The 2497-nt window shown below is 72.6% G+C and carries 4 protein-coding genes and 1 pseudogene; all 5 read left to right on the top strand.

Annotation, left to right across the window (positions count from 1 at the left end; genetic code table 11):
• Nucleotides 1–1163: pseudogene (locus ABZW03_RS39830) on the top strand (hypothetical protein); the annotation flags it as partial.
• A 71-nt stretch (nt 1164–1234) separates the two neighbouring features.
• The gene (locus ABZW03_RS39825; RefSeq protein WP_355269627.1) at nt 1235–1417 is read left to right on the top strand and encodes a hypothetical protein; all 183 of its coding nucleotides are present in this window, start codon (nt 1235–1237) and stop codon (nt 1415–1417) included.
• 69 nt (nt 1418–1486) lie between these two features.
• Nucleotides 1487–1678 carry a hypothetical protein gene (locus tag ABZW03_RS39820; protein ID WP_355269625.1) on the top strand — a complete coding sequence of 64 codons (192 nt, stop codon included), beginning with the start codon at nt 1487–1489 and terminating at the stop codon, nt 1676–1678.
• A 112-nt stretch (nt 1679–1790) separates the two neighbouring features.
• Nucleotides 1791–2141, top strand: coding sequence for a hypothetical protein (locus ABZW03_RS39815; RefSeq protein ID WP_355269624.1), 351 nt, complete (start codon nt 1791–1793; stop codon nt 2139–2141).
• Nucleotides 2142–2183: 42 nt separating this feature from the next.
• Complete coding sequence (locus ABZW03_RS39810) at nt 2184–2387, top strand: hypothetical protein (RefSeq protein ID WP_355269622.1); 204 nt, start codon at nt 2184–2186, stop codon at nt 2385–2387.
• Nucleotides 2388–2497 lie beyond the last annotated feature (110 nt).

Genomic DNA, 2497 nt, shown 5'->3' with positions numbered 1-2497 from the left:
GCCAGGCCCCGGCGGCCCCCTGCGCGTGCCAGGGCGGCGGGCCCTCGGGGGCCGTGCCGTCCGGGACCGTACCGGTGGGCGTCGGGGTCCGGCCGTCCTGTGCCTCCACCAACGACCGTCCGCTGGTGTACGCGATCGGCCAGGTCGGCGTGGACTTCCGGACCGAGGCCCGCCGGGACAGCTTCCGCCAGCTGATGGACCCGGTCGAGCGGGAGGTCGAGGGCCAGCCGGGCGTGACGAGGGAACTGCCCGCCAACCCCTACGACGCCGAGCAGCTGCACGCGTACCTGACCGCCAACCCGTGGGCCTCCGACAAGGTCACCTGGACGCTGAACCTGGAGAGCACACCCGTCTACGCGATGGAGGCCGAACCCGCGGTCGGCATGGACTGGAGCAGCAACCCCCTGGTGCAGCTCGGGACGAAGGCGGAGGTGGAGGCGCTCATCAACGACCACAGCAGGCTCGCGGACGCCCTGCTGTCACTCGCCGCGCCCGCTCCCCCGGTGTCCACGGTCTACCGGTCCTTCCGCGACGCGTACCTCGGCCAGCACAAGTACACCCAGGACGAGGACGGCTACATCTCCCGGATCTCGATCCCCGGCCGGCTGACCGACCGGACCGTCCGGCTGTTCTCCGGCCAGGTCGTGCCGGTCGTCGAGGTCAAGAGCCGCGGCGTCTACATCTGGTACCAGAAGCAGCTGGTGGACGCCGTGGTGAAGGCCGTCACGGACCAGGCGCAACGCGATGCGCTGAGGGTCGACGAGACCTACATCCGCAAGACCATGGACGCGTTCCTCGACAAGGTCTACTACCAGTTCCGCAACCTCGGGCAGACCTCCGCCGACCGGGCCCTGAACTCCGCCGGGACGAACGCGTTCTCGGTCGCCGGCCCGATCAGCAAGGCCATGCTGCTGGGCCAGAGCGTCCCCACCACCACCACGGCGACGGAGGCCGACAAGCCGATCTCCCTGTACTGCATCGACACCGTCTCCGTCGCGAAGAGCCCGTACTGCCGCATGGGATCGGACTGCCAGGACGTGAAGGTGAGCTTCTTCGACCCCGAGAACGAGCGGCGCGCACGGGTCTCCATGCTGTTCACGGTGGACGTCAGCGACGAGTTCCCGGTCACCCTGGCGCCGGCCCACCAGTTCCTGGAGTACTGACCGCCCGGCACCGTCGGTGTCCACGCCGACGGCACGCCGCCCCCACGCCACCCGTCAGGAGGAGGCGGATCATGAAAACCCCCGCAGCGCTCCCCAGGCCCACGCCGAGGCTGCCGGTCCTCGCCCAACCGGTCCGCCGGGACGGCAGGGACGAGACCGGCTCCCTGTCCGGCGGGCCGGGCGTCGTCCCGGCCAAGTCGGCCTGCGCCGGCCTCACCGGCCCCGCCCGGAGCATGTGCTACGCCGCCCTCTGACGGCCCGCCCCTCGCGGGCCCGGCGCAGGACGGAGTGCCACCAGCACAACGAGAAAGGGATGAGCAGAGATGACCAACGAAGAATTCCGTGAGGAGCGCCGGACGTGGACCCCCACGCCGCAGCTCCCGAAGCTGGCGGAGCCGGTGGACCGCACCCGCCGCACCGGTGGCGCCCTGGGCGACACCCCCGGCGTCGAGGCCGACTTCGACTGGGGCAAGCTCGCAGGCACCATCGCGAACGTGGCCTCCAGCCTCTTCTGACGAGGTGTCCCGCGTCGGCGACGGGCCCTGAGCGGTCCGTCGTCGGCCACCCCGCCCGGTGACGCCGCCCCGCGCGGCCGGCCACCGAGCACCGAACAGGAGAGACAGCACCATGTACGAGCAGCCGCCGCCCCAGGTGCCGCCGATCGACCGCAAGGTCGGCTACGAGGCGTACCTGAAGGTGTACAAGGAGACCGTCGACGTCGGCGACGAACGGAACGCGGCCGTGTCGCCCGCCAGGACGATGGTCGGATTCACCGGCGGCCCGCGGCCGACCGCCGCCCTGGGCCTCGCGATGAAGCAGAACGCGGCTCCCGCCGATCGGACGACCATCCTGATCATGGACGGCCCCGGGGGCCTCTTCGGCCCCAGCTTCGCGGACCCGGCCCCCTGGGCCTGCGGCGGTGCGCCGACCCCCGGCTGCCTGCCGCCCCCACCACCCGCCATCGGAGGCCTCTACTGACCCGTACCGACCGTCCCCGCACACACGAAGGGAAGAGCGACCATGACCATGGAGAACGTCCGCGAGGAACACCGGGCGTGGTCCCCCACCCCGCAGCTCCCGAGGCTCGCTCCGCCGGTCGACCGCACCGGCCGCGCCGGCGGCGCCCTGGGCCAGGGGCCGGGCGTGGAGGCGGACAGCTTCTGGGACGACGCCTGGAGCGTCGTCAAGACGGTGGGCCCGATCGTCGGCGCCGCGCTGCTCTGACGGGATCCACCCACGGACACCTCGTCCGTACCCGGGCCGGGGGGGGGGGGGGGGACCCAGCACGACCCGCCCGCACCGCGCCCCCCGCGCGGTGGGGCCCAGCGCCCGGA

Origin of the sequence: Kitasatospora sp. NPDC004799 (assembly GCF_040609095.1) — a bacterium.
In the GTDB taxonomy this organism is placed as follows: Bacteria; Actinomycetota; Actinomycetes; order Streptomycetales; family Streptomycetaceae; genus Kitasatospora.
Note: the sequence above shows the minus strand (reverse complement) of the source record. Positions and strands in the feature narration are given on the sequence as shown.

Excerpts from the sequence above, each read along its gene's own strand:
- ABZW03_RS39825 (WP_355269627.1), top strand. The coding sequence starts at position 1,235 with ATGAAAACCCCCGCAGCGCTCCCCAGGCCCACGCCGAGGCTGCCGGTC.
- ABZW03_RS39820 (WP_355269625.1), top strand. The coding sequence starts at position 1,487 with ATGACCAACGAAGAATTCCGTGAGGAGCGCCGGACGTGGACCCCCACG.
- ABZW03_RS39815 (WP_355269624.1), top strand. The coding sequence starts at position 1,791 with ATGTACGAGCAGCCGCCGCCCCAGGTGCCGCCGATCGACCGCAAGGTC.
- ABZW03_RS39810 (WP_355269622.1), top strand. The coding sequence starts at position 2,184 with ATGACCATGGAGAACGTCCGCGAGGAACACCGGGCGTGGTCCCCCACC.